A 24,706-nucleotide genomic window follows, 5' to 3' on the forward strand; every position below is an offset into this window, starting at 1 on the left:
GATGATGATCGCCGGCCGCCCGCTAGATCCTGCAGGCGTAGATGTCGGTGACCAGGATGGCGCGCGCGCCGATCTCCCAGAGCTGGTCCATCACCTGCTGGTGGCCCTTGCGCGGCACCATGGTGCGGACGGCGACCCAGCCCTCGCGGTGCAGCGGCGAGATCGTGGGGCCCTCCATGCCCGGCGTGATGGCGCTGGCCTGCTCGATCTGCTCGGCGCGGATGTCGTAGTCCATCATCACGTAGTCGCGGGCGTGGATGACGCCCTGGAGGCGGCGCACGAGCTGCCGCATCCCCTGCGTCTCCGCGATGCCCTCGCGCCTGATCAGCACGGCCTCCGAGCGCATGATCGGCTCGCCGAAGACCTCGAGGCCGACGTTGCGCAGGGTGGTGCCGGTCTCGACCACGTCGGCCACGGCGTCGGCGACGCCCAGGCGGATGGCCGTCTCGACCGCGCCGTCGAGCTTGATGACGCGGGCGTCGACGCCGCTCTCGGACAGGTACTTCTCCAGCAGCCCGGCGTAGGAGGTGGCGATGCGCAGGCCGTTGAGGTCCTGCACGGTGGACATGGTGCCTGACCTGGTGGCCAGGCGGAAGGTGGAGCCGCCGAAGCCGAGCGGCAGCACCTCCTCCACCGGCGCTCCCGAGTCGAACAGCATGTCGCGGCCGGTGATCCCGGCGTCGAGCGTGCCCTCGCCGACGTAGACGGCGATGTCGCGTGGACGCAGGAAGAACAGCTCGCAGGAGTTGTCGGCGTCGACGACGACGAGTTCCTTGCTGTCCTTCCTGGTGCGGTATCCGGCTTCCTTCAGCATGGTGGCGGCGGCCTCGTTGAGGGCGCCCTTGTTGGGTACGGCCAGCCGTAGCATCGTGGACGCTCCTTTCAGAGGTACTTGTAGACCTGGTCGAGCCCGATACCGCGGGCGATCATGAGGCACTGCACGTGGTAGAGCAGTTGCGAGATCTCCTCGGCGGCGCGGTCGTCGGACTCGTGCTCGGCGGCCATCCAGCTCTCGGCTGCCTCCTCGACGACCTTTTTGCCGATGGCATGGACGCCGGCGTCCAGCGCGGCCACGGTGCCCGAGCCCGCGGGCCGGGTGCGCGCCTTTTCGGACAGCTCGGCGAACAGCTCATCGAAGGTCTTCATGATCTCTCTCGGTGCTCGGTTGACATAGCGCGTCCAGCCTATCGGCACTCAGGCTCAGCAGCGGGAACGCCCGCCACCCGAGATGGCTGGGCCCAGAAGACGGTGCCGGGTCCGCGCACCTCGAAGGCGCCCTGCGAGCCCGGCACGAACGCCGACTCCCCCGCCCGCAGCGTCCGGCCGTCGACGGTGACCTCCCCCTCGACGCACACGAACACGCGCGGAACGCCGCCCTCCAGTGTGTCGTCGGGCCCCTGCGCGCGGCCGAGCGCGAACTCGGGGACGGGCACCGTGTAGAGCCCGTCCACGGGCTCGACCCGCAGCGGCTGGGCGGCGAAGTCGGTGATCTGCAGCAGCTCGTCCACGTCGATCGGCTTGGGGGTCAGCCCCGCCCGCAGCACGTTGTCGGAGCCCCCCATGATCTCCACGCCGAACCCGCTCAGGTAGCAGTGGAGCACGCCCGCGCCGAGGAACAGCGCCTCTCCCGGCTTCAGGTCGTGCCTGTTCATCAGCAGCGGCGCGAGGACGGCCGGGTCGTCGGGGTACTGCTCGGCCAGGTGGAGCACGAGGTCATGGCCGAGCGGCCCGGCCGCCGCCACGACGGACTCGACCAGCGCCTTGCGATCCGGCCACTCCAGCAGCAGCCGCAGCGCGCCCGCGGCCTCGCCCGCCTCCAGCAGGTCGACGACCGGCTGGAGCTCGGGCAGTGCGAGCGCCTGAAGCAGCCGCGCCGCCTCGCCGGGCGCGCGGAAACCCGCCAGGCCGCTGAACGGCGTCAGCGCGCAGACCAGCTCGGGCTTGGGGTAGGCGTCGACGTAGGCGCCGCGCGCGTGACCCGCCTCGGCCTGCTCGGCCGAGGGGTGCACCTGCAGCGACAGCACCCTGCCGACCGCGATCAGCTTCAGCAGGTACGGCAGGCGCGCGCCGAACCTGGCCACCGTCTGGCCGCCCAGCTCGCCCTCGGGGTCGGCGGCGATCGCCTGGTCGAGGGTGACGCCTCGCCCTGCCAGCAGGGAGGGGCCCGAGGGGTGGGCGCCGAGCCACATCTCCGCCTCGGGCTCCGGCGAGGGAGTCGGGCGCCCTGTCAGAGCGGCGATGGCGGTGCGGGAACCCCAGTCGTAGTGCTTGACGGGGTTGGAAAGCAGCTCAGTCACGAGATCTCCGATTGCGCCAGTGTGCGGCCTCGTCGAGACTATCGCGCCGGTATGAACGCGAGCGGAACCCCTGGAAACGGCGCAGCCCGCCGTACCCCGCCGGAAGGCGGGGCAGGCGGGCGGCGACGAGGTGGGTCAGCGGCCGAAGCGACGGCCCGAGTTGCCGCGGTCGGAGCGGTAGCCGCCGTTGCCGCGGTCGTCGGAGCGGAAGCCGCCGCGCGGCCCCCTGTCGTCGCGGTTGGCCGAGAACGGGCGGCCCCTGGAGTCGCCGCGGTCGTCGGAACGGAATCCCGCGGGGCGGGACCCCCGGTCGCTGGAGAAGGGACGGCCGCGGTCGTCGGAGCGGTAGCCGCCACCCTGACGGGAGGCCCTGTCGTCGCGATAGCCGCCCGAACGCGGCGCCCGGTCGTCGGAGCCGAAGCCGCCCGAGCGGAACCCGCCCGAACGCGGCCCGCGGTCGTCGGACCTGAATCCGCCGCGGTCGTCCGAACGGTTGCCGCCGCGCTCGTCCGAGCGGAACCCGCCACGGTCGTCGGAGCGGTAGCCGCCCTGGCCCCTGTCGCGGTAGGCGGGCCTGCCCTCGCCGAACGTCCGCGGCTCGGCCGAGCCGCCGTCGTTCTGGCGCGGACGGCGGTCGCCGTCGAAGGAGCGGTGCGGGCGGCGCTCGCCGCCGAAGTCGCCGCGCGGGCCGCGCTCGCCGTCGAAGTCGCGCTGGGGACGCCGGTCCTCGCCGTCGTGACGACGCGGGCGCCGGTCGTCGCCGAAGTCACGACGACGGCCGCGACGCTCACCACCGTGACCGGCGCCCTCGCGACGGGGACGCAGCGGCTTGCGCACGTCGGGCTCCCACACGGGGATGGACTCCCCGCTGGGGGCGCGGGCGCCCGTCACCTCGGCGACGCGGTCGTTGCCCGGCACGGCCTTCAGCCTGAACGGGTGGATGCCGGCGCGGCGGGTCAGCGCGTCGGTGGAACGGCGCTCGTTCGGCAGGACCAGGGTCACCACGGTGCCCTTCTCGCCCGCGCGGGCCGTACGGCCGCCCCTGTGCAGGTAGCTCTTGTGGTCCTGCGGCGGGTCGACGTGGAGCACCAGGCTGATGCCGTCGACGTGGATGCCGCGGGCCGCGACGTCGGTGCAGACCAGGACGTCGACCTGGCCCTCCTTGAACTCCGCCAGGATGCGGGTGCGCTGGTTCTGGCGCTTGCCGCCATGGAGGCCGCCGGCCTTGACGCCGACACGGGCCAGCTGCTTGCACAGCCGGTCGACGCCGTGCTGGGTGCGCACGAAGATGATCGTGCGGCCCTCGCGGTTGGCGATCTCGGCGGTGACGTCGAACTTGTCGTCGCGGCTCACCTGGATCACGTGGTGCTCCATGGTGTCGACCGGCGAGGTCGCGGGCGCGATCGAATGGGTGATCGGGTCCTTGAGGAAGCGCCGCACCAGCTTGTCGACGTCGCCGTCGAGCGTGGCGGAGAACAGCAGCCGCTGCCCGTCGGCGGGGGTCTGCGCGAGCAGGTCCGACACGACGGGGAAGAAGCCGAGGTCGCACATGTGGTCGGCCTCGTCGAGGACGCTGACCTCGACGGCGTCGAGCGAGCACTCGCCCTGGCGCATCAGGTCGCCCAGGCGTCCCGGCGTGGCGATGATGACGTCGACGCCCCGGCGCAGGGCCTCGACCTGCTTGCCCATGGACATGCCGCCGACGACGACCTTCATGCGCAGGCCGAGGCCGCGGCCGAGGGGCTCGAGGGCGTCGTGGACCTGCAGCGCGAGCTCACGGGTGGGCACCAGGATCATCGCGCGGGGGCGCTTGGGGGTGGGCCTGACGCCCGCGATGCGCGCCATCGTGGGAAGGCCGAAGGCGAGGGTCTTGCCCGAGCCCGTCTGGCCCCGGCCGAGAACGTCGTGGCCGGCCAGCACGTCGGGGATCGTGGCGGTCTGGATGGGGAAGGGGCTGTCGATGCCCTGCCTTGACAGGCCGGTGACGAGCGGCTTGGGCAGGCCAAGCAACTCGAACTCCGGAACGCCCTGCTCCTCGGTGGAGGTTTCGGGCATGGCAGCGTCGAGCATGGTCACGAAGTCGTGCCTTTCAGTCAGAGTGGGCGCGTCACTTCTGCGAAAGGACGAGCCGAGTACACGGGCGTCTCTTACGCCCTTCGGGGTGGGGACTGGGCCACTAGCTTCGGCCCGTCTACGCGCACCCAATGAGCCGGCCGCAGGCGGCGTTCACGCACGATGGTGCGTCAGGTGCACGTGTTGCCAAACACGCGAGAGGATGGGGATATTCCCCGCGCGGGACCCGGACCTTCCGGAGCCCTGGCATGCTGAAACGGCTGGCGCTGCAAATCGCCAGCCGTACAGCGAAAAGATCAGACGTTGAATCCTAGCATACGCAACTGGTCACGTCCGTCGTCGGTGATCTTGTCGGGGCCCCACGGCGGCAGCCAGACCCAGTTGATCTTCACGTCGGAGACCATGCCGTCGAGGGCCGAGTGGGCCTGGTCCTCGATGACGTCGGTCAGCGGGCAGGCCGCGCTGGTCAGCGTCATGTCGATGGTGGCCACGGGCTGGCCGCCTTCGACGGGGTCGAGGTTGAGGCCGTAGACGAGGCCCAGGTCGACGACATTGATGCCGAGTTCGGGGTCGACGACGTCTCTGAGCGCCTCCATGACCTCCTCGACGGTCGCGTCACCGTCGAACGCCGACGTCGGCGTCTCCACGGGCTTGCTCATATCTAAGCGCTCCTCACAACAGCGTCCTTGTAAGCCATCCAGGACAGCAGCGCGCACTTGACGCGCGCGGGGAACTTCGCCACGCCCGCGAAGGCGACCGCGTCTCCCAGCACGTCCTCGTCGGCCTCCACCTTGCCCCTGCCCTGCATCAGCCTGGTGAACTCCTCCACGACCGACAGCGAAGCCTCGACCGTCGAGCCGGTGGCCAGCTCGTGCAGCACCGAGGCCGCGGCCTGGCTGATGGAGCAGCCCTGGCCGTCGTAGGAGACGTCCTCGATCTTGCCGCCGTCGCCGACCCTGACCCTGAGCGTGATCTCGTCGCCGCACGTCGGGTTCACGTGGTGGACCTCGGCGTCGTACGGCTCACGCAGCCCCCGCCCCTGCGGGTGCTTGTAGTGCTCCAGGATCAGCTCCTGGTACATCGACTCGGCGATCATTTCAGGCGAACACCTTCTGCACGTGGTGGAGACCCCTGACCAGGGCGTCTATCTCGCTCGTGGTGTTGTACAGGTAGAACGACGCCCGCGTGGTCGCGGGTATTCCGAACCTCAGGTGAAGTGGCCGCGCGCAGTGATGTCCAACCCGTACGGCGACGCCGAACCGGTCATCGAGGATCTGCCCAACATCGTGCGGGTGTATGCCCTCCAGGGTGAAGGACACCGTCGCGCCCCTGCCCTCGGTCGAGGCGGGGCCGACGATCCGCAGCGAGGGCACCTCGGCGAGCGCCTGCAGCGCGTAGGCCGTCAGCTCACGCTCGTGCGCCTCGATGGCCGCCATGCCGACGCCTTCGAGGTAGTCGACCGCCGCGCCGAGCCCGATGGCCTCGACGATCGGCGGCGTCCCCGCCTCGAACTTGTGCGGGATGGGCGCGTAGGTCGAGCGATCCATCCAGACCGCCTCGATCATCTCGCCGCCGCCGAGGAACGGCGGCATCGCCTCGAGCAGTTCGGCCCGCCCCCACAGCACGCCGATGCCCGAGGGGCCGAGCATCTTGTGGCCGGTGAAGGCCACGAAGTCGACGTCCAGCCCGGCCAGGTCGATCGGGTGGTGCGGCACCGACTGGGAGGAGTCGAGCATCACCAGCGCGCCCACCTCGCGGGCACGGCGCACGATCTCGGCGACCGGGTTGACGGTGCCGAGCACGTTCGACTGGTGCGCGACCGAGACGATCTTCGTGCGGTCGGTGATGACGCCGTCGGCCAGGTCCAGCCTGCCGTCGTCGGTCACGCCGAACCACTTGAGCGTCGCGCCCGTGCGCTGCACCAGCATCTGCCACGGGACGATGTTGGAGTGGTGCTCCATCTCGGAGATGACGATCTCGTCACCGGGACCGAGGGCGAACCGGGGGTCGGTGTTGGTGCGGTTGCCGAAGGAGTAGGCCACCAGGTTGAGCGCCTCGGAGGCGTTCTTGGTGAACACGATCTCGTCCCGGCTGGGCGCCTTCACGAAGGCGGCCACCTTGTCGCGCGCCGCCTCGTACGCCTCGGTCGACTCGGTGCCGAGCGCGTGGTGCGCCCGCCCCACATTGCTGTAGTGCATCGCGAAGTGGTCGCGCATGGTCTCGATGACCTGCGTCGGCTTCTGCGAGGAGTTGCCCGAGTCGAGGTAGACGAGCGGGCGCCCGCCGGACAGCTCGCGGGAGAGGACAGGGAAGTCCTTCCTGACCCTCTCCACGTCGAACGCTCCGTTCATTGGTCGCTCACCACTCCTCATTCGCTTCGCGGACCCCGCTCACTGCGCCGGGTTCGCTCCGGGTTCATTACGCCGATGCCTTCGTGTACTGCTCGTAGCCCTCGGCTTCGAGCTTCTCGGCCAGTTCGGGCCCACCCTCTTCGACGATCTTGCCGCCCGCGAAGACGTGCACGAAGTCCGGCTTCACGTAGCGCAGGATGCGGGTGTAGTGGGTGATCAGCAGGACACCGGTCTCGCCGGAGGCGCGGAAGCGGTTGATGCCCTCCGACACCACGCGCAGCGCGTCGACGTCGAGGCCCGAGTCGGTCTCGTCGAGGACGGCGATCTTCGGCTTGAGCAGCTCGAGCTGGAGGATCTCGTGGCGCTTCTTCTCGCCTCCGGAGAAGCCCTCGTTGACGTTGCGGGTCGCGAAGGCGGAGTCGATGGCCAGGGAGTCCATGCCGGACTTCAGGTCCTTGCTGAACTCGCGCAGCTTCGGCGCCTCGCCGCGCACGGCGGTGACGGCCGAACGGAGGAAGTTGGACACGCTGACGCCGGGAACCTCGACCGGGTACTGCATGGCGAGGAACAGGCCGGCGCGGGCGCGCTCGTCGACCGACAGCTCCAGCAGGTCGACGCCGTCGAGCAGGACCTGGCCGCCGGTGATCGTGTACTTGGGGTGACCGGCGATCGCGTAGGCGAGGGTGGACTTGCCCGAGCCGTTCGGACCCATGATGGCGTGGGTCTCGCCCGCCTTCACGACGAGGTTGACGCCGCGCAGGATCTCCTTGTCCGCGACGGAGACCTGGAGGTCACGAATCTCAAGGGTGGACACTGTTATGACTCCTTCGAGAGCGAGACGAGGACGTCGTCGCCGTCGATCTTCACTCGGTAAACGTTCACGGGCTTGGTGGCGGGCGGGCCGGTGGGCTTGCCCGAGCGCACGTCGAAGCACGAGCCGTGCAGCCAGCACTCGAGGGTCCCGTCGTAGACCTCCCCCTCGCTGAGCTTCACCTCGGCGTGCGAACAGACGTCGTGAAGGGCGAAGACCTCATCGCCCTTGCGGACCAGCGCCACGGGGGTGTCGTCCACCTCGACGCCGATGACACCCCCGTCGGAGATGTCACTGATCTTGCAGACCTTCTGGAATGTCACTTCTCGAGCTCCGCCTCGACCTTGGCCAGGACGCGCTCGCGCAGCTCGGGAACGGAGATCTTCTCCACCAGCTGGCCCAGGAAGCCCCTGATGACCAGGCGGCGGGCCTCGTCGTAGGGGATGCCGCGGGCCTGGAGGTAGAAGATGTGCTCGTCGTCCAGGCGGCCCGACGCGGAGGCGTGACCCGCGCCCGCGACCTCGCCGGTGAGGATCTCGAGGTTGGGCACCGAGTCGGCGCGGGCGCCGTCGGTGAGGATCAGGTTGCGGTTGAGCTCATAGGTGTCGGTGCCCTCGGCCTCGACCCTGATGATCACGTCGCCGATCCAGACGGCGTGCGCGTCCTCGCCCTGCAGCGCGCCGCGGTAGTCGACGTAGCTCTTGCAGTTGGGCTGGGAGTGGTCGACCAGCAGGCGGTGCTCCAGGTGCTGACCGGCGTCGACGAAGTAGATGCCGGACAGGTCGGCGTCGCCGCCGGGGGCGGTGTAGGCGACGCTGGGCGACAGCCGTACGAGGTCGCCGCCCAGGGTGACCACGAAGCCGCGGAAGGTCGCGTCCTTGGCCAGCTGGGCGTGGTGGTGGGAGACGTGGACGGCGTCGTCGGCCCAGTCCTGCAGGCTGATGACCTTCAGGGTGGCGCCGTCGCCCACGACGAACTCGATGTTGTCGGCGTAGAGCGCGCTGCCCTGGTGGTCGATGACGACCACGGCCTCGGCCATCGGCTCGACCTTGACCACGATGTGGCCGTAGGCGGCGCCTTCGACGCCGCCGCCGCGCACCTCGATCTGGATCGGCTCGGCCGGGACGGCCTCCTTCGGCACGGTGACGACCAGAGCCTTCTCGAAGGAGTTGTAGGCCTGCGCGCTCACCCTGTCGACGGGGGCGTAGGCCTTGCCGACCCTCGCGTCGTCGCGGCTGACCCACTCGGCGTTCACACCCGCGGGCGTGAACGCCTGCGTGACGACCTGCCCGGTCACCTCGGCGGCGCCGTTGTGCAGGCCCTTCAGGCGCGACAGCGGCGTGAAGCGCCACTGCTCCTCGCGCCCGGTCGGCACCGCGAAGTCGTCCAGGCTGTAGGACGACTTCTCGTGCAGGGTCGACAGGGGCTTCTCGTTCAGGCCCATCAGCCGACGGCTCCTTCCATCTGCAGCTCGATCAGGCGGTTCAGTTCGAGGGCGTACTCCATGGGCAGCTCACGCGCGATCGGCTCCACGAAACCGCGCACGATCATCGCCATCGCCTCGTCCTCGTCGAGCCCGCGGCTCATGAGGTAGAACAGCTGGTCCTCGCTGACCTTGGAGACCGTGGCCTCGTGCCCCATGGAGACGTCGTCCTCGCGGACGTCGACGTAGGGGTAGGTGTCGGAGCGGCTGATCTGGTCGACGAGCAGCGCGTCGCACTTGACGGTCGAGGCCGAGCCGTGGGCCCCCTCCTCGATCTGCACGAGCCCGCGGTAGGAGGTACGGCCGCCGCCGCGCGCCACCGACTTGGAGATCACGCTGGAGGAGGTGTTGGGCGCCAGGTGGACCATCTTGGAGCCCGCGTCCTGGTGCTGGCCCTCGCCGGCGAAGGCGACGCTCAGCGTCTCACCCTTGGCGTGCTCGCCCATCAGGTAGACGGCCGGGTACTTCATCGTGACCTTGGAGCCGATGTTGCCGTCGATCCACTCCATGGTCGCGCCCTCGTACGCCACGGCGCGCTTGGTGACCAGGTTGTAGACGTTGTTCGACCAGTTCTGGATGGTCGTGTAACGGCAGCGGGCGTTCTTCTTCACGACGATCTCGACGACGGCCGAGTGGAGCGAGTCGCTGGAGTAGATCGGCGCGGTGCAGCCCTCGACGTAGTGGACGTAGCTGTTCTCGTCCACGATGATCAGGGTCCGCTCGAACTGGCCCATGTTCTCGGTGTTGATCCGGAAGTAGGCCTGCAGCGGGATCTCCACCTCGACGTTCGGCGGCACGTAGATGAACGAGCCGCCCGACCACACGGAGGTGTTGAGCGCGGCGAACTTGTTGTCGCCCACGGGGATCACCGAGCCGAAGTACTCCTTGAAGAGCTCCTCGTGCTCCTTCAGGCCCGTGTCGGTGTCGACGAAGATGACGCCCTTCTCCTCGAGGTCCTCACGGATCTTGTGGTAGACGACCTCGGACTCGTACTGGGCGGCGACACCGGCGATGAGCCGCTGCTTCTCGGCCTCGGGGATGCCGAGCTTGTCGTAGGTGTTCTTGATGTCCTCGGGCAGCTCGTCCCAGGAAGCGGCCTGCTTCTCGGTCGAGCGCACGAAGTACTTGATGTTGTCGAAGTCGATGCCCGTCAGGTCCGAACCCCACGTGGGCAGTGGCTTCTTGTCGAACAGACGGAGGCCCTTCAGGCGAAGGTCGAGCATCCACTCCGGCTCGTTCTTGAGCGCGGAGATGTTGCGGACGACCTCCTCGGACAGGCCTCGCTTGGCCGCCGCTCCCGCGGCGTCAGAGTCGGACCAGCCGAACTTGTAATTCCCGAGGCCTTCCAGCTCCGGGCGGTCGGTGACAGTCACCTTCCGGTCTCCTTGCTCTCTCTTATCCGAACGGGGCTCACATGGGTGGTGCAGACCCCGTCGCCGTGTGCGATGGTGGCCAGGCGTTGCACGGGGGTGCCGAGCAGCTGCGCGAACGCTTCCGTCTCGGCCTCGCACAGCTGCGGGAACTCCGCCGCCGCGTGCGCCACCGGGCAGTGGTGCTGGCAGAGCTGGTCGCCGCCCGACTTGGCCTTGCTGGCCGAGGCGGCGTAACCGTCCGCCGACAGCGCCTGGGCCAGCACCTGAACGCGCTGGTCTTCCGGCACTGTCCGCATGACCGGCTCAAGCCGCTTCACCAGGCCCTCGACCTGGGAACGGGCGAACTCGGTCACCGCTTCCTCGCCCATGCGCTCGGCGAGGAAGCGCAACGCGCTCCCCGCGAGATCGTCATAGGCGTGCTCGAAAGCACTGCGCCCCGCGTCGGTGATGGCGAACAGCTTGGCCGGTCGCCCGCGCCCGCGCTGTCCGCGCGGCCGTGTCGTGCGGGGCTCGATCATCCCGTCGGCCAGCAGCGCGTCAAGGTGACGGCGAACGGCTGCGGGGGTGAGCCCCAGCCGCTCTCCGAGCGCCGCGGCCGCTACGGGCCCGTGCTCCAGGATCAGCCTGGCCACACGGGCGCGGGTACTGCGCTCATGTCCTGGCTCGATCGAGGGGTGCACGTTTTTCACAACATCAGTGTGCCGTAATTCCTTCCCGCTTCACAAACGAATGGGGATGCAATTTCTCACGCAGGCAAGGCTTACCTAACTGCAAAGACGCGGCCTCGACCCATGATCGCGAACACCAGGAAGGAGGCGACGATGAGCGCCAGCATGACGACGGCCATCGGCACCGCCGTACCGGATCCGGCCAGGCCCACGAGCGGCGCGGCGAGCGCGCCGAACGCGAACTGCAGGACACCGAGCAGCGCCGAGGCGCTTCCCGCCACCTGCTGCGGCTGGCCCGCCAGCGCCAGCGCGCCGGTGCCGGGCAGCACCAGGCCCGCGCCGCACATGATGACGAACAGCGCGGCCACCACGCCGGTCAGCCCGAGGTCCATGGTGGCGGCGACCACCAGCAGCGCCCCGCCCGCGAGGTTGAGGATCAGCCCGCCCAGCACCAGGCGGGCGGGCGAGACGCGACCCGACAGCCGGCCGCCGACCTGCGCCATGACCGTCAGGCCGAGGGCGTTGAGGGCGAAGACGAGCGAGAACTGCTGCGGCGAGGCGCCGTACACCTCCTGCAGCACGAAGGGCGAGCCGGAGATGTAGGCGAACATGCCGGCGAAGGCCAGCCCCGCCGACAGCGAGCAGGCCATGAACGAGCGGTCGCCGAGCAGGCGCCAGAACGTGGCGGCGGTCTTCCTCAGCCCGCCGCCCTCCCTCTTGTCCGCGGGAAGCGTCTCCCTGACCCCGGGAAGGACGGCCAGCACCAGCACCGCGCCCGCCACACTGAGCGCGACGAAGATGCCGCGCCACGAGGTGAAGGACAGCAGCTGGGCGCCCGCGATCGGGGCGAGGATGGGGGCCAGGCCGCTGACCAGCATGAGGGTGGCGAAGATGCGGGCGATGGCGGCGCCCTCGTAGAGGTCGCGGACCACGGCGCGGACGATCACCAGCGCGGCTCCGCCCATGATCCCTTGCACCAGGCGCAGCACGACGAGCGCGGCCACGGAGGGCGCGAAGGCGCACAGCAGCGAGGCCAGCGTGTACCCGGCGACGCCGACGATGAGCGGGAGCCTGCGCCCCCTGACGTCGCTCAACGGCCCGGCGAGGACCTGGCCGAGACTGACGCCGATGAGACAGGCGGTCAGCGTGAGCTGGACCTGCGCGGGGGCCGAGGACATCTCGGCGGTGATGGCGGGCAGGGCCGGCAGGTACATGTCGATCGAGAGCGGGCCGATGGCCGACAGCGCCCCCAGGATCAGCAGGAGCAGTCCGCGGCGGTTCCCTCTGGTGACAGCAGGTGCGGCTTCTGCCACGGACATGCGTGAACCCCTCTCCCTCGTAGGCCGTGACCCACGAGGGCCGAGGGGTCAAACCAGCATCTGGTCCGCCGCATTCCCAGATTTTTGCCGAAATTTCACGCGGTCTCGTTCAGCTGGATGACCGAGAACGCGGCGCCCTGCGGGTCCATGAGCATCCCGAACCTGCCGGGGGGCGAGTCCATCGAGTCGATGAGCACCGTGGCGCCCAGCGATCCGGCCTTGGCGACCGTGGCGTCGAGGTCGGCCACGGCGAAGTAGGTCGACCAGTGCGAGGGGGTGCCCTCCGGATAGTTGGGCGACATCTCGATCATGCCCGCGATGCTCTTGTCGCCGGTCAGCCACTCGGTGTAGGTCATGCCGTCCATCTGCTGGACCCTCGGGGTCCAGGGGAAGACGGTGGTGTAGAAGGTCGTGGCCGCCTGCGGGTCCCTGGTGACCAGCTCGTTCCAGCAGAACGCGCCCGGCTCGTTGACCAGTTCGGCGCCGGAGTGGTTGCCCGCCTGCCAGACGGAGAAGAAGGAGCCGTCCGAGGCCTGGAAGACGGCCATCGTGCCCTCCTCGAAGACCTGCATGGGCTCGACGACGACGGTGCCGCCCGCGTTCTTGACGCGGTCGGCCACGGTGGCGGCGTCGTCCGTGGCGACGTAGACGTTCCAGACGGGAGGCATCCCCTCCCCCATGATCGGGCCGACGCCCGCCACCTTCTTGCCGTTGTAAACGAACTGCCCGTAGCCTCCCGCGGCCGGATCGTCGATCATCTCGGCCGTCCAGCCGAAGATCTCGCTGTAGAAGCGGACCGCCGCCCGGACGTCGGACGTCGAGAGATCGACCCAGCACGGGACGCCCGCCTCGTAACCACTGCGAACCGACATCGCTCTACCTCCTGTCGCTTCACACCCAATCACGTGACCAAGGTCACAGCCCTCCAGTTGGCTGGCTTTTTAGCTATTTGTCGTCTGCGAACGTCGTCGGCGCCGCCTGCCGCGCTGACCGCGCGCACGGGTCCCTAAACTCGTGGCCATGAGCTCCCCTGCCGTCGAGGTCATCGATCTGGTCAAACGCTACGGCGGCACCACCGCCGTCGACGGGCTGACCCTTGCCGCCGAGCGCGGCGCGGTCACCGCGATCCTTGGGCCGAACGGCGCGGGCAAGACCTCCACCATCGAGATCTGCGAGGGTTTCCGCGGCGCGGACGGCGGCAGCGTGCGGGTGCTCGACCGCCCGCCGTCCGACCCGTCGCTGCGGGCCAGGGTGGGCGTGATGCCGCAGGCGGGGGGCGTGCCTCCGGCGATGAGGTGCGGCGAGTGGCTGCGGCTGATGTCCCGTTTCCATGCCCGCCCCCTCGACCCTCCGGCCCTTCTGGCACGGCTGGGCATGGCCGAGCACGCGCGCACGCCGTACAGGAGGATGTCGGGAGGCCAGCAGCAGCGGCTCTCGCTGGCGGGTGCCGTGATCGGCAGGCCCGAGCTGGTCTTCCTCGACGAGCCGACGGCGGGCCTCGACCCGCAGGCCAGGCGGGCCTGCTGGGAGCTGGTCGCGGACCTGCGCGGGGCCGGCGTGGCGGTGGTGCTGACCACCCACTACATGGACGAGGCCGAGCGGCTGGCCGACCATGTGGTGATCATCGACAGGGGCAGGGTCGTGGCCGAGGGGACACCCGCCTCGCTCACGGGAGCCGAGCGGCAGCTGCGCTTCCGCGCCAGGCCGGGGCTCACGCTCGATGAGCTGCTGAGCGCGCTGCCGGCGGGTTCGGCGGCCAAGGAGTCGCCGTCCGGCCACTACATCATCGAGGGACACGTCGGGCCCGAGCTGCTGGCCACGGTGACGGCGTGGTGCGCCGCCGAGGGCGTCACGGCCGACGACCTGTCCATCGAGCGCAGAACGCTGGAGGACGTCTTCCTCGAGCTGACAGGCAGGGAGCTGCGATGACCGCCCTCGACTTCACCCCCGCCCCCGGGGCCGCGGCCTTCCACCGGATGGTGCTCGCGCAGGCGGGCGCCGAGGCCAGGGCGATCCTGCGCAACGGCGAGCAGCTGTTGCTCACCCTGATCATCCCGGTGCTGCTGCTGGTCGGCTTCTCGCTGGCGCCGCTGGTCGACGTCGGGGCGGGCTCGCGCGTCGGCTTCCTGGCGCCCGGCGTGCTCGCGCTCGCGGTCATGTCGACGGCCTTCACGGGGCAGGCGATCGCGACGGGCTTCGAACGCCGCTACGGCGTGCTGAAGCGGCTCGGCGCCACCCCGCTGTCGAGGGCGGGGCTGCTTCTGGCCAAGACCGCGGCCGTCGTCGCGGTGGAGCTGCTGCAGGCCGTGGTCATCGTGGTGGTGGCGCTGCTGCTCGGCTGGCGGCCGCACGGCTCGCTCGCCGCGGCCGTGCTGCTGGTGCTGCTCGGCACCGCCGCCTTCAGCGGGCTCGGGCTGCTGATGGCCGGGGTGCTGCGGGCCGAGGCGACGCTGGCCGGGGCCAATCTGGTCTACCTGGTGCTGCTGGGCTGCGGTGGCGTGGTGTTCCCGCTGAGCGTCTTCCCCGACGGGGTGGAGCCGGTGCTCGGGCTGCTGCCGATCTCGGCGCTGACCGGCGGCCTGCGAGCGGTGCTGGCCGACGGCGCGGCGCTGCCGCTGGGCGCGGTGGCGGTGCTGGTGGTGTGGGCGGCGCTCACGCTCGGGCTGGCGTCCAGGACGTTCCGCTGGGAGTAGGCCTCCCGCCTCCAGGCGTTGTCAGGGTCGCCGAGTAGGCTCGTTGCCTGCTTGTTCGCCTTCTCCCCGAGGAGTCCTGTGACCGCCTTCGCCCTCGACGGGCCAGCCGACCGCCTCAAGTCAGCCCTGCCGCGCTCCGGCAGCCTGCTGCGCACGGTCACGGACTCGATCCCGCCCTCCGGGCTGGTCATGTTGGGGATCGTCTCGGTACAGCTGGGCGCGGGCTTCGCCAAGGAGCTGTTCGCGGTGTTGCCGCCGTCGGCGGTGGTGTTCATGCGCATCGCGGCGGGCGCGCTGATCCTGGGCGTGGTCGCGCGGCCCAGGCTCAAGGGGCTCGCGTGGCGCGACTGGGCGGTGGGCATCGGCTTCGGCGTCACGCTCGCCGTGATGAACCTGTCGTTCTACGAGGCGCTGGCCAGGCTGCCGATCGGCATCGCGGTCGCGATCGAGTTCCTCGGTCCGCTCGGCGTGGCGATCGCGGCCTCCCGCCGCCGTCTCGACCTGCTGTGGGCGGTCCTGGCGGCGGTGGGCATCGCGCTCATCGCGCCGTGGCAGGAGTCGGCCTCGGTGAGCTGGCTCGGCATCGGCTTCGCGCTGGTGGCCGGGGCCTGCTGGGCGGCCTACATCCTGCTGTCCTCGGCCGCGGGCAGCCGCTTCCCCGGGACCACGGGGCTGTCGTTCGCGATGATCGTCTCGGCTCTGGTCGTCGCGCCCGTGGGTGTGACGACGGGCGGGGCCGACCTCATGCAGCCTTCGGTGATCCTCATCGGGCTCGGGGTGGGCCTGCTGTCGTCGGTGATCCCCTACTCGCTCGAACTGCAGGCGCTGCGGCGGATGCCCAAGCACGTCTTCGGCATCCTGATGAGCCTGGAGCCCGCGGTCGCGGCCATCATCGGGCTGGTGCTGCTGGGCGAGATCCTGCACGTGCAGCAGTGGGCGGCCATCATCTGCATCGTCGCCGCCAGCCTGGGCGCCACCCGGGCGGGCGACAGGCGCTGACGCCACCGGGCCACCACCGGGCCACCACCTCGCCGCCACTGGGCCGCCACCTCGCCACCACCACGTCACCGCCTCGTCGCCACCACCACGTCACCGCCTCGTCGCCGCACCGCGGGCGCGCTTCGACGGTGTTATTCGGCCCAGATGTCGCGCACGTGGTGGATGTGCTCGCCCATGATGCGCTCGGCGGCCTGCCGGTCGCCCGCCTGGAGCGCGTCGAGCAGCTCCAGGTGCTCGCGCGCGGAGTCGGGCAGCATGCCGCGCTCCGACAGCCGTGACAGGCCGTACAGCCTGGCCCTGTTGCGCAGGTCGCGCACCACCTCCACCAGGTGCGCGTTGCCCGACAGCGCCAGCAGCTCCACGTGGAAGCGCAGGTCGGCGTCGATGTAGGCGAGCAGGTCCGCGCGTTCGGCGGCGTCGACGATCTGCTGGGCGACCGGCCTGAGCCGCTCGAACTCCTCGGCCCTGGACGCGTCGGCCAGCCGCGCGATCGTGGGCACCTCGATCAGCTGGCGGATCTCGGTCAGCTCGTCGAGGTCGCGGTCGGACAGCTCGGTGACCCTGAATCCCTTGTTGCGCACCGCCTCGACCAGACCCTCCTTGGCCAGGTCGAGCATGGCCTCGCGGACCGGCGTGGCCGAGACCCCGAACTGGGCGGCGAGCACCGGCGCTGAGTAGACCACGCCGGGGCGCATCTCGCCGGTGACGAGCGCGGCGCGCAGCGCGTGCGCGACCTGCTCGCGCAGGCTCTGCCGCTCGCCGACCACCGGAAGGTCGAGCCTCTCCTCCGCAGCCATCCCGGCTTCCCTACTTTCGTCCGTTCAATGAGCCCACGCCTCATACGCGGCCGCCGCCACCACCAGGTCCTCCCACGCCATGCCGACGCTCTTGAAGACCCGCGGCCCCTCCCGCAGGGCGACGCGACCGGCGACCAGGTCGGCCAGGTTGCCGGCCAGATGACCACTGGTGATCGTACCGCCGCGCAAGGGGATGACCACATCTCCAGCCTCGGACAACGCCGCCGTCCTCGCCTCCACGACCAGGGTGGCACGGGCGACGAGATCATCGTCGATCTCTCTGGCGTCGGGTTCGTGTGAACCGACGGCGGCCACGGTGACGTTGTTGCCGGTGAGCTTACCTGGGAACAGGGGGTTCCTGGAGGTCGTACAGCAGGCGATCAGGTCGGCCTCCTCGAGCGGGACCAGCGCGCCGGGGGGCGGCGCGCCCACGGCGGCCGAGGCCGCGAGCCCGGCTTCGGCGCACTTGAGTGCCAGCGCCACCGCCCTGTCGTGGTCGCGCCCGACCACCGTGACCCTGTCCACGGGGCGCACCTCGCGCATCGCCAGCACGTGGCCCCACGCCTGCGGCCCCGTGCCGTACACCAGCAGGCTGGAGGCGCTCTGCGGGGCGAGGTGCCTGACCGCGAGGGCGGAGACGGCCGGCGTGCGCAGGGCGGTGAGCGCCAGGCCGTCCATCGCCGCCAGCGGCGTCATGGTGTCACCGTCGAACAGCAGGTAGGTGCCCTGGATCCGGGGCAGCCCACGCATGGGGTTGCCGGGCGCGACGGTGACCACCTTGACACCGGCGTACCGGCCGGCCGCAGCGGGCATGAGCAGGAACTCCCCCGCTCCGGCCGGGACGGCCGCGCGGGCGGGCGCGGTCTCGGGGTCGAACCCCGCGGCCAGCGCCTCCTCCAGGACGTCGATGGCTCGCGCCATCGGCACCAGCCGCTCCAGGTCCTCGATGTACGGCAGGCCGCTCATCGCGCGGCTCCGCCCGCCTCGGGGCCGGCCGCGGCCCTGGGCGCGGATCCGGCTCCGAGCGAGGTGATCGCCAGGCTCATCGCAGCGTGAACCCCGTTCCGATCGGATCGCGTGGATCGAGTTCGAAGCTGTGGCGCCCGGTGCGGTAGGCCATGCCCTCGATCTCAGGGATCACGCCCTCCTCGGTCGACTCGGCGACCCAGGCACGGAACGACGAGCCCACGATGCTGTCGTGCGTGAGCGTGAAGCCGGCGGGCAGTTCCTCGGCCAGCAGCGCCAGCCTGGCCGCGGTGCCCGAGCCGCACGGCGACCTGTCCACCTCTCCGTCGGCGAAGACGGTCACGTTGCGCTGGTGGGCCGGCCCGAGCTCGTCGTAGAAGATCACTCCGTAGATGCCCGACAGCCGCTCGTCCGAGGGATGCCTGGCCACGGGGTGGTCCGCGAGCGCGGCCTTGATCCGCCGCCCGTGGGCGATCAGCTCCGTCAGGTGCTCGGGTGCCACCGACAGTCCCAGCGAGGAGGCGGGCAGCGAGGCGTAGATGGCTCCGCCGTACGAGACGTCGACGTCCGTCCCGTCCGCCCGGACGCCGCGCGCGATCACGTACGACGGGACGTTCCTGAAGGTCACCGAGGTGATCTCGCCGGCCTTCATGGCCACCCTCGCCGTCACCCTGCCGGAGGGCACGTCGATGACGACGTCCGTGGTGCCGTCGGGGTCGGCCTCGACCAGCCCCTCCTGGACGGCGTGCACGCCCAGCGCGATCGTCCCGTGCCCGCAGGCGGTGGAGTAGCCGTCCTTGTGCCAGAACAGCACGCCCAGGTCGGCGCCCGGGGAGTCGGGCGGCACCAGGAAGCAGCCGTACATGTCGGCGTGCCCGCGAGGCTCGTGGCACAGCAGCCGCCGCACCCTGTCGATCTCCTCGCGCTGGAAGGCGTCGGCGCGGCGTTCGAGGACGGACGAGCCCTTGATCTCCCCGACCCCGCCGACGACGATCCTGAACGGCTCGCCGCCGGTGTGGTAGTCGATTGTCTGGATCATGCCCCTCCTAGGTACGCCTCGACCACACGAGGGTCGGAGCGCAGCGAGTCGGCCTGGCCGGACAGGGTCCCCTCGCCGCTCTCCAGCACATAGCCCCTGTGGGCGATCTTCAGCGCCGCGGAGGCGTTCTGCTCGACCAGGAGCACGGCCGTGCCCGAGGCGTTGATGTCGGCGATCAGGTCCATCACCTGGGCCACGACCAGCGGCGCCAGGCCCATCGACGGCTCGTCGAGCAGCAGCAGGCGGGGGCCTGTCACCAGTGCGCGGCCGATCGCGAGCATCTGCTGCTCGCCGCCCGAGAGCGTGCCGCCCTGCTGGGCGCGGCGCTCGGCCAGGCGCGGCAGCAGGTCGTAGACGCGGTCGATGCGCTTCCTGACCTCGGCCTGGTCGCGCATGAGGTAGCCGCCGAGCAGCAGGTTGTCGTGCACGCTCAGGGTGCTGAAGATCCGGCGGCCCTCGGGACAGTGGACGAGCCCGCGACTGGTGATCTTGTGCGCGGCCAGGCCGGTGATGTCCTTGTCCTCGAAGACGACCTTGCCGCCGCTGGGCCGTACCAGGCCCGAGATCGCCGACAGGGTGGTCGTCTTGCCCGCGCCGTTGTTGCCGAGCAGGGTGACGATCTCGCCGGCGCCGACGGTCAGCGACAGCCCGCGCAGCGCGTGCACGCCGTCGTAGTGGACGTCGAGGTCAGTGATCTCAAGCATGGGCGTCGCTCCCCAGGTAGGCCTCGATCACGGCGGGGTCGCGGCGCACCTCTTCGGGGCGGCCGTCGGCGATCTCCTTGCCGAAGTTGAGAACCACGATGCGTTCGGAGACCTGCATGACCAGCCCCATGTCGTGCTCGATCAGCACGATCGCGATGCCGAGGTCGCGGATGCGCCTGATCAGGTCGAGCATCTCGGCCTTCTCGGTGTGGTTGAGTCCCGCGGCGGGCTCGTCGAGCAGCAGCAGGCGCGGCTTGCGGGCCAGCGCGCGGGCGATCTCGACGCGGCGCTGCTCGCCGTAGGGCAGGTTGCGCGCCGCCGAGTAGCGGTCGCCGCGCAGGCCGACGAAGTCGAGCCAGTGGTTGGCCTCGTCGGTGCACTCGCGCTCGGTGCGGCGGTAGCGCGGGGTGTGCAGCAGCGCGTCGAAGACGCTCTGCTTGAGCCACAGGTGGCTGCCCGCGCGGACGTTGTCGAGCACCGACAGCTCGCCGAACAACCGCAGGTTCTGGAAGGTACGGCTGATGCCGACCCCCGCCACCGCCGAGGGCCGCAGGCCCAGCAGCGAGCGCCCGTCGAAGGCGATCTCGCCGCCCGTGGGCCGGTAGAAGCCGGTCACGCAGTTGAAGGCGGAGGTCTTGCCCGCGCCGTTCGGGCCGATGACCGAGACGATCTCGGCCTCGTTCACCGAGAAGCTGAGGCCGTCGATGGCCAGCAGCCCGCCGAACGCCAGGCGCAGCTCCTTCACCTCTAGGAGCGTCACTTGAGGGCCTCCTTCGAGCGGGCGGGCCACAGGCCCTGCGGCCTGACGAGCATCACGATGATCAGCAGCACGCCGAAGACGAAGAACCGGTAGTCGGCCACGCCACGCAGGAGCTCGGGCAGCAGGCTGATGACGATCGCGCCGAGCACGACGCCGGGCACCGAGCCCATGCCGCCGAGCACCACGGCCATCAGGACGAGAGCGGACTGCAGGAAGGTGAAGCTGTTGGGCGAGATCGCCGACAGGTGGCCCGCGAACAGCACGCCCGCCAGCCCGCCCCAGACCGCTCCTGCGATGTAGGCGGCCAGCTTGACCCGGTAGGTGTGCACGCCGGTCGCCTCGGCGGCGTCCTCGTCCTCGCGCACGAACCGCATGGCCCTGCCGAGCCGCGACCTGCCCAGGCGGGAGGCGCCGACCACGGCGATCGCGACGACCGCCACGGTGACGTAGTAGAAGAGCGCAGGGCTGTCGACCAGACTCGGGATGCCGTAGATGCCCGAAGGGCCGCCCGTGACGGGCAGGTTGTTGGCGGTGATGCGGATGATCTCGCCGAAGCCCAGCGTCACGATGGCCAGGTAGTCGCTGCGCAGGCGCAGCGTCGGCGCGCCGATGATGATCCCGGCGATGACCGTGACGACGATGACGGCGGGCACGGTGACCAGCAGCGGCAGGTCGAAGCGGGTCGACAGGACGCCGCTGGTGTAGGCGCCGACCGCGAAGAAGGCCGCGTACCCCAGGTCCAGCAGGCCGGTGTAGCCGACCACGATGTTCAGGCCGGAGGCCAGCATCACGAAGATCGCGGCGCTGGTCATGATGGACAGCGTGTAGCTGCTGGCGTTGACGAACGGCACGAGCAGCGCGATCAGCAGGCCCGCCAGGCCGATCCAGCGGTTGTCGAACAGCTTGGACAGCCTGGTCTGCGGGCCCTTGGCGCCGACCTTGCGGGGGGCTTCGGGGGCTTTGGTCGTCTCGTTCACACCCGCTCCGTCACACGTTCGCCGAGCAGACCTGTGGGTCTCACGGTCAGGAACAGGATCAGCACGCCGAAGGCGAACACGTCCCGCCACTCACCGCCGAGCCAGTAGGTGCCGAACGACTCCAGCAGGCCGAGCACGAGGCCGCCCAGCATGGTGCCGGGGATGTTGCCGATGCCGCCGATGACGGCCGCGGTGAAGGCCTTCAGCCCGATGAGGAAGCCCATCAGGAAGTCGATCTTCCCGTAGTAGGCGCCCGCCATCACGCCGGCGGCGCCCGCGAGCGCCGAGCCCAGGAAGAACGTCCTGGAGATGACGGCGTTGACGTCGATGCCCATGAGCGAGCTGGTGCGCGGGTCGAGGGCGATCGCCCTCATGGCCCTGCCCTCGCGGGTCTTGGTGACCAGGAGGTTGAGGCCGACCATGAGGACGACGGCGACGCCGATGAGCACGAGCTGCTGCAGGGTGAGCCTGGCGCCGAACACTTCGAGCGAGGTGCCGCTGAGCCGTACGGGGTAGACCTTGGGATCGGGCCCGGCGACGATGCGCATGCCGTACTCGATGGCGAAGGACGCGCCGACGGCCGTGATGAGCAGCGACAGCCGGGGGGCGCCGCGGAGCGGGCGGTAGGCCACCCGCTCCAGGACCACGCCCGCGAGGCCGGTGCTGACCATGGTCAGCAGCAGCACGCCCAGCAGCACGGGCAGTGTCATCGCGGTGGAGACCCCGCCCAGCGCGGACAGGACGGCGAAGCCGCTGAACGCGCCGAGCATGTACAGGTCGCCGTGGGCGAAGTTGAGCAGCTTGATGATGCCGTAGACCATGCTGTAGCCCAGCGCCACCAAGGCGTAGAACGAGCCGACGAACAGGCCGTTCCAGACGAGCTGTGTCATGACAGGGCATCCTGTAGGGCGAACTTGTCACCCTTCCACACCAGGATCTGGAAGCCGCCGGTGGAAAGAGTGTGCTCGGGGGTGAACTTCAGCGGGCCGGAGAACATCGTGAACCCGTTGATCCCCTCCAGGGCCGAGATGACCTTGGCGCCGTCGGTGGAGCCCGCCTTGGTGATCGCCTCGGCGGCCAGCCGCACGGCGTCGTAGGCCTGGTTGGAGTAGGGGCCGGGAGCCGAGCCGAACTTCTTGGTGTAGGTGTCGATCCAGCCCTTGGCGTCGGGCAGCGTGTCGGGGATCGGGGTCATGGTGGCGAAGACGCCGTCGGCCTCGGGTCCGGCGATCTCACCGAGCTTGGCGGAGACGGAGCCGTCGGCGACCATGATCGAGCCCTTGTACCCGGCCTGGCGCAGCTGCCTGATGATCAGGCCGCCCTCCTGGAAGTAGCCCGTCCAGTAGACGAAGTCGGGCTTCTTCTCGAGAACGTTGTGGATGTTGGCGCTGTAGTCGCTCTCCTTGGGCGTGACCGCCTCGGTGATGATCGCCTTGTCGCCCAGCAGCGGCTGGGTGCGGACGGCGATGTCCTTGGAGTAGCTGGTGTTGTCGTGCATGAGCGCGACCTTGGTGGCGCCCTGCTTGGTGATCCACTTGGTGGCCGACTCCGCCTGCTGGGTGCCGGTACCGTTGATCAGGAAGACGTGCTTGAGCTTCTGGTCGACCAGTTCCTGCGAGTTGGCGGCAGGGATGATCATGGGGATGTTCGCCTTGCCGAACACCGGCAGGGTGGGCAGCGTGGCGCCGGAGCAGTAGCCTCCGATGGACACCTCGACGCCCTCGGTCACCACCTTGTTGGCGGCCGCGACCGCCGTCTGGGCGTCACAGGCGTCGTCGGCGGGCTTGAGCTCCAGCTGCCTGCCGAGAACGCCGCCCTTGGCGTTGATCTCGTCGACGGCCAGCTGGGCCGCGTTGGTCATATAGGGGCCGATCGCGGCCTCGCTGCCCGACTGCGGGACGAGCATGCCCAGGCGGATGGGGCCCTTGGCCTCCTGCTGGGCGCCGCCTCCATCGCCGAGGAGGCCCTGTCCGCAACCCGCCAGCATCATTGCGGTCGCGACCAGGGAGACGACGTGCGTCTTGCGCATGAGACTCTCCTACCGTGAGTGATGTGTGACATCACACCGACGTGCTCAGGGACAGGTCAAGCGCCGAGACCAGACCGTTAGCGTCCTAACACGCAGGTGGAACGTCAAGATAGGCCAGGGTGAGCATCCCGGCCCGATGTCCGATTTGCGAAAATTTTGGGCAGGTCAAGACACCCCTTTGCCGTACGGCTGCCCGCCATGTCCGGAAGCGGCGCGCGAACGCACCCGCTCGCCGCGTTTGGAGGTGGCGGGCGGACTCTACCGCCCGCCGGGCTGTGCGCTGTCGCGCGGGTCCGCCCGCTCCCTCCACGGGGAGCGGCGCGGCCCTCAGGCGCGTCAGAGGATGAAGCCCTCGGGGAACGGGTCACGAGGGTCGAGAAAGTACTGCGCGGTCCCGGTCACCCACGCCCTGCCCGTGATGGTCGGCACCACGGCCGGCGCCCCGCCGACGGTCGTCTCCTCCACCAGGCGCCCCACGAAGCGGGTGCCGATGAACGACTCGTTGACGAAGTCGGTGTCCATCGCCAGCTCGCCCCTGGCGTGCAGCTGGGCCATCCTGGCGCTGGTGCCCGTCCCGCACGGCGACCTGTCGAACCACCCGGGGTAGATCGCCATCGCGTGCCTGGAGTGCCGGGCCGTCGACCCGGGCGCCGCGAAGTAGACGTGGTGGCAGCCTCTGATCCGGTCGTCCTCGCGGTGCACCGGCTCGTCCGCCTCGTTGATGGCCGCCATCGTGGCCAGCCCCGCCGCCAGGATCTCGTTCTTCGCGGCCCTGTCGAAGGGCAGCTTGTAGGAGTCGAGGTCCACGATGGCGTAGAAGTTGCCGCCGTAGGCCAGGTCGTAGCGGACCTCGCCGAATCCCGGCACCTCCACCACCGCGTCCAGCCTGTCGCTGTAGGCGGGCACGTTGCGCAGCGTCACCGACTCGGCGGCGCCGTCCTTCACCGCCACGTCCACGACGACCAGACCGGCGGGCACCTCGAGGCGGACGGTGGTCACCGGCTCGACGACCTCCACCATCCCCGTCTCCACCAGCACGGTGGCCACGCCGATCGTGCCGTGGCCGCACATGGGCAGGTAGCCGGAGACCTCGATGAACAGCACGCCCCAGTCCGCGTCGGGTCTGGTGGGCGGCTGCAGGATGGCCCCGCTCATCGCCGAGTGGCCGCGCGGCTCGTTCATGAGCAGCTGCTTGATGTGGTCGAAGTGCTCGCGGAAGTACAGGCGCCGCTCGGCCATGCTGTTGCCGGGGATCACGCCGACACCGCCGACGACGACCCTGGTCGGCATGCCCTCGGTGTGGGAGTCGACGGCGTGGAAGACGCGCTTGGATCTCATGGTCGTCCAGCCTCTCTCATCGTGCGGCC

Annotated in this window: 26 protein-coding genes; 3 read left to right on the forward strand and 23 right to left on the reverse strand. The window is 70.0% G+C overall.

All coding sequences use genetic code 11. The annotated features are described in order from the left end of the window. Positions 1-22 precede the first annotated feature (22 nt). From hisG to ACFSKW_RS03675, 14 genes are all read right to left on the reverse strand, one after another. Positions 23-868, reverse strand: a complete 846-nt coding sequence (hisG, locus tag ACFSKW_RS03610) for an ATP phosphoribosyltransferase (protein WP_379569047.1) — start codon at positions 866-868, stop codon at positions 23-25. A gap of 14 nt (positions 869-882) precedes the next feature. Beyond that, a complete protein-coding gene (locus tag ACFSKW_RS03615; RefSeq protein ID WP_358139153.1) occupies positions 883-1,146 on the reverse strand; it encodes a phosphoribosyl-ATP diphosphatase in 264 nt (87 codons plus the stop codon). 38 nt (positions 1,147-1,184) lie between these two features. After that, the gene (gene manA / locus ACFSKW_RS03620; RefSeq protein ID WP_379569049.1) at positions 1,185-2,297 is read right to left on the reverse strand and encodes a mannose-6-phosphate isomerase, class I; all 1,113 of its coding nucleotides are present in this window, start codon (positions 2,295-2,297) and stop codon (positions 1,185-1,187) included. 135 nt (positions 2,298-2,432) lie between these two features. Beyond that, on the reverse strand, positions 2,433-4,367 hold the full coding sequence (locus ACFSKW_RS03625) for a DEAD/DEAH box helicase (protein ID WP_379569195.1): 1,935 nt from the start codon (positions 4,365-4,367) through the stop codon (positions 2,433-2,435). A gap of 299 nt (positions 4,368-4,666) precedes the next feature. Next, a complete protein-coding gene (locus ACFSKW_RS03630; protein ID WP_379569051.1) occupies positions 4,667-5,029 on the reverse strand; it encodes a metal-sulfur cluster assembly factor in 363 nt (120 codons plus the stop codon). Positions 5,030-5,031: 2 nt separating this feature from the next. Continuing rightward, entirely contained in the window at positions 5,032-5,466 is a 435-nt protein-coding gene (gene sufU / locus ACFSKW_RS03635) for a Fe-S cluster assembly sulfur transfer protein SufU (protein WP_379569053.1), read from the reverse strand. A gap of 1 nt (position 5,467) precedes the next feature. Continuing rightward, positions 5,468-6,721, reverse strand: a complete 1,254-nt coding sequence (locus ACFSKW_RS03640) for a cysteine desulfurase (RefSeq protein ID WP_379569055.1) — start codon at positions 6,719-6,721, stop codon at positions 5,468-5,470. Positions 6,722-6,788: 67 nt separating this feature from the next. Beyond that, the gene (gene sufC, locus ACFSKW_RS03645; protein WP_379569057.1) at positions 6,789-7,535 is read right to left on the reverse strand and encodes a Fe-S cluster assembly ATPase SufC; all 747 of its coding nucleotides are present in this window, start codon (positions 7,533-7,535) and stop codon (positions 6,789-6,791) included. Positions 7,536-7,537: 2 nt separating this feature from the next. Then, positions 7,538-7,855, reverse strand: a complete 318-nt coding sequence (locus ACFSKW_RS03650; protein ID WP_379569059.1) for a Rieske (2Fe-2S) protein — start codon at positions 7,853-7,855, stop codon at positions 7,538-7,540. After that, complete coding sequence (gene sufD / locus ACFSKW_RS03655) at positions 7,852-8,976, reverse strand: Fe-S cluster assembly protein SufD (protein WP_379569061.1); 1,125 nt, start codon at positions 8,974-8,976, stop codon at positions 7,852-7,854. The genes ACFSKW_RS03650 and sufD overlap by 4 nt, the downstream gene beginning before the upstream one ends. Next, positions 8,976-10,388, reverse strand: coding sequence for a Fe-S cluster assembly protein SufB (gene sufB, locus ACFSKW_RS03660; protein ID WP_379569063.1), 1,413 nt, complete (start codon positions 10,386-10,388; stop codon positions 8,976-8,978). The genes sufD and sufB overlap by 1 nt, the downstream gene beginning before the upstream one ends. Then, positions 10,385-11,077 carry a helix-turn-helix transcriptional regulator gene (locus tag ACFSKW_RS03665; RefSeq protein ID WP_379569065.1) on the reverse strand — a complete coding sequence of 231 codons (693 nt, stop codon included), beginning with the start codon at positions 11,075-11,077 and terminating at the stop codon, positions 10,385-10,387. The genes sufB and ACFSKW_RS03665 overlap by 4 nt, the downstream gene beginning before the upstream one ends. A 71-nt stretch (positions 11,078-11,148) precedes the next feature. Next, positions 11,149-12,375, reverse strand: a complete 1,227-nt coding sequence (locus ACFSKW_RS03670) for a multidrug effflux MFS transporter (protein WP_379569067.1) — start codon at positions 12,373-12,375, stop codon at positions 11,149-11,151. A gap of 95 nt (positions 12,376-12,470) precedes the next feature. After that, positions 12,471-13,247 carry a VOC family protein gene (locus ACFSKW_RS03675; RefSeq protein ID WP_379569069.1) on the reverse strand — a complete coding sequence of 259 codons (777 nt, stop codon included), beginning with the start codon at positions 13,245-13,247 and terminating at the stop codon, positions 12,471-12,473. A 148-nt stretch (positions 13,248-13,395) separates the two neighbouring features. On the opposite strand from ACFSKW_RS03675, the gene ACFSKW_RS03680 reads away from it, so the two are divergent. The 3 genes from ACFSKW_RS03680 (at position 13,396) to ACFSKW_RS03690 (ending at position 16,067) form a co-directional block, all read left to right on the forward strand. Further along, a complete protein-coding gene (locus ACFSKW_RS03680) occupies positions 13,396-14,304 on the forward strand; it encodes an ABC transporter ATP-binding protein (RefSeq protein WP_379569071.1) in 909 nt (302 codons plus the stop codon). Further along, positions 14,301-15,068, forward strand: coding sequence for an ABC transporter permease (locus tag ACFSKW_RS03685; RefSeq protein ID WP_379569073.1), 768 nt, complete (start codon positions 14,301-14,303; stop codon positions 15,066-15,068). The genes ACFSKW_RS03680 and ACFSKW_RS03685 overlap by 4 nt, the downstream gene beginning before the upstream one ends. Positions 15,069-15,146: 78 nt before the next feature. Beyond that, positions 15,147-16,067, forward strand: a complete 921-nt coding sequence (locus ACFSKW_RS03690) for an EamA family transporter (RefSeq protein ID WP_379569074.1) — start codon at positions 15,147-15,149, stop codon at positions 16,065-16,067. A 131-nt stretch (positions 16,068-16,198) separates the two neighbouring features. Here the strand turns inward: ACFSKW_RS03690 and ACFSKW_RS03695 are convergent, their stop codons facing one another. From ACFSKW_RS03695 to ACFSKW_RS03735, 9 genes are all read right to left on the reverse strand, one after another. Then, positions 16,199-16,864, reverse strand: coding sequence for a GntR family transcriptional regulator (locus tag ACFSKW_RS03695; protein ID WP_379569076.1), 666 nt, complete (start codon positions 16,862-16,864; stop codon positions 16,199-16,201). A 24-nt stretch (positions 16,865-16,888) separates the two neighbouring features. Continuing rightward, the gene (locus tag ACFSKW_RS03700) at positions 16,889-17,830 is read right to left on the reverse strand and encodes an ornithine cyclodeaminase family protein (RefSeq protein WP_379569078.1); all 942 of its coding nucleotides are present in this window, start codon (positions 17,828-17,830) and stop codon (positions 16,889-16,891) included. 76 nt (positions 17,831-17,906) lie between these two features. After that, complete coding sequence (locus tag ACFSKW_RS03705; protein WP_379569080.1) at positions 17,907-18,869, reverse strand: proline racemase family protein; 963 nt, start codon at positions 18,867-18,869, stop codon at positions 17,907-17,909. Then, a complete protein-coding gene (locus ACFSKW_RS03710) occupies positions 18,866-19,573 on the reverse strand; it encodes an ABC transporter ATP-binding protein (protein WP_379569082.1) in 708 nt (235 codons plus the stop codon). Before ACFSKW_RS03710 ends, ACFSKW_RS03705 begins: the two co-directional genes overlap by 4 nt. Further along, the gene (locus ACFSKW_RS03715; protein WP_379569084.1) at positions 19,566-20,333 is read right to left on the reverse strand and encodes an ABC transporter ATP-binding protein; all 768 of its coding nucleotides are present in this window, start codon (positions 20,331-20,333) and stop codon (positions 19,566-19,568) included. The genes ACFSKW_RS03710 and ACFSKW_RS03715 overlap by 8 nt, the downstream gene beginning before the upstream one ends. After that, complete coding sequence (locus ACFSKW_RS03720; protein ID WP_379569086.1) at positions 20,330-21,310, reverse strand: branched-chain amino acid ABC transporter permease; 981 nt, start codon at positions 21,308-21,310, stop codon at positions 20,330-20,332. Before ACFSKW_RS03720 ends, ACFSKW_RS03715 begins: the two co-directional genes overlap by 4 nt. After that, positions 21,307-22,200, reverse strand: coding sequence for a branched-chain amino acid ABC transporter permease (locus tag ACFSKW_RS03725; RefSeq protein ID WP_379569088.1), 894 nt, complete (start codon positions 22,198-22,200; stop codon positions 21,307-21,309). Before ACFSKW_RS03725 ends, ACFSKW_RS03720 begins: the two co-directional genes overlap by 4 nt. Further along, the gene (locus ACFSKW_RS03730; protein ID WP_379569090.1) at positions 22,197-23,339 is read right to left on the reverse strand and encodes a branched-chain amino acid ABC transporter substrate-binding protein; all 1,143 of its coding nucleotides are present in this window, start codon (positions 23,337-23,339) and stop codon (positions 22,197-22,199) included. The genes ACFSKW_RS03725 and ACFSKW_RS03730 overlap by 4 nt, the downstream gene beginning before the upstream one ends. 336 nt (positions 23,340-23,675) lie before the next feature. Continuing rightward, complete coding sequence (locus ACFSKW_RS03735; protein ID WP_379569092.1) at positions 23,676-24,677, reverse strand: proline racemase family protein; 1,002 nt, start codon at positions 24,675-24,677, stop codon at positions 23,676-23,678. Positions 24,678-24,706: the final 29 nt, after the last annotated feature.

Source organism: Nonomuraea mangrovi, from assembly GCF_042681425.1.
GTDB lineage: Bacteria > Actinomycetota > Actinomycetes > Streptosporangiales > Streptosporangiaceae > Nonomuraea > Nonomuraea mangrovi.